Source organism: Gilliamella sp. CG35 (assembly GCF_046635745.1).
Lineage (GTDB): Bacteria > Pseudomonadota > Gammaproteobacteria > Enterobacterales > Orbaceae > Gilliamella > Gilliamella apicola_I.
This window is the reverse complement of record NZ_JBIDFH010000039.1, coordinates 1-1,592: the sequence shown is the minus strand read 5'-3', so window position 1 is coordinate 1,592 and position 1,592 is coordinate 1. Positions and strand designations below refer to the sequence as shown.

1 protein-coding gene is annotated in these 1,592 nt (G+C 37.1%); it reads left to right on the top strand.

Annotated elements, in window-relative coordinates; all coding sequences use genetic code 11:
* On the top strand, positions 1-1,592 hold a 1,592-nt coding region (locus ACGH4F_RS09555; RefSeq protein ID WP_411591022.1), incomplete at both ends, for a collagen binding domain-containing protein.

Sequence of the window (1,592 nt, the reverse complement as noted above, 5' to 3'; positions counted from 1 at the left end):
GGTGTTATTGCTAATGCAGAGGGTAACACAAATATCAATTTAAAACCGATTCACTTTGAAGATGTTGGAAAGACAGTACAAAACCAATATTTCTTATTAGCAGGAAGTTCAAATACTTCACCATCGGCAGGTATAGGTAGTAATCAAGCGATTAATAGTGGTATTGCGGGTAAAACTATTATTGACGGCACATCTCCTGAATTGCCAATTGATAATGTATTGATCGGTCTAATTGATTCAAGCGGAACAGAGATCGCTCGTCAATATACAAATGCTAACGGTGAATATCATTTCTATAACTTACCTTCCGGTAAATATAGTATTAATGTTGTAACCTCGCCAGATAATTATTCATTAGTTAAAAACAGTAAAGGTACCACTCAACCAATTGATACTTTATCTAGTTTAGATTTAACTAATGTGGGCATAAAAGACAATAATTTCTATTACAAACAAGCGAGTGATAAAGGTATCGAAGGTAAAATCTATGTTGATTATGCCGATAATAATACCGATTTAACTCAGTTAAATGCGTTTGCACATTTACTTGATAGCGAAACAGCATTGACTGTTGAGTTACGTGATGGTTTAGATGGTACCGGTAAGCTATTGATGACTCAACAAACCGTGGATGGTGAGTACAAATTTTCTAACTTGATGTTTGGTGATAATGCTAACTATTCCGTGATACTTAAATTAGACACTAATGCCGACTATGCGTTTAAACAAAGCTCAGCCGGTAAAGACGCGAAACATATTATTATTCCGATCGCAAATTTACCAAAAGATGGTTCACAAAATAATAATTATCTATTGGTAGGAAAACAAAAAATCGGTGGTGATGTCTGGATTGATGAAAATGAAAGTGGAGATAGACAGGATAACGAAGGGACTAAGGGCATCAATGTAACCCTTAATTATCAGGCGCCGGGTGTAACGGATTACGTTGAACTTAAAAAGGTTAACACCGATAATTCAGGTCACTACCAGTTTGAAAAATTACCGAAAGGCGGTAACTATCAAATTAAGGTTAGCACACCGGAAGGAACGCAATTAATTGCGAACCGTGTCATCCCTGGAAATAGTGATAGCTATGCGTTTACTTCGTTAACAAAAGACGAGTTAACTAATAGTTCAGCATATAAATATAATAGTGTGATAAAAGGTCATGTGAGTATTGATGTCGATAACAGTCAAACGAACACTGCTGTAGATAAAGATTTAACAGGACTGAAATTAACGCTGAAAAGATCGGATGGCAATCTTACCCGACAAGCTATTACTGACAGTAATGGTCATTTTGAAGTGAATAACTTATCGTTTGGCGATTGGATTATCACGGCAGACAATTCGCAAAGTGTGGCTGACTGGAGTAGTTACCAATTGAGTTATACCCAAACGGGTAATAAAGCGGTGGCAGCGACGGCAAAAGACTTATCATTAACGGTTAATCTTTCAAAGCAAAATCCAGCGGTGAATGGCGTTGAAATAGGTTATCACGGCAGTGCGGTTATTAAAGGTTATGTGGTGATCGATGCCGATAACGACGGAAAATACAGCGCAAATGATATTGCCTTTGGCGCATTAAGTAC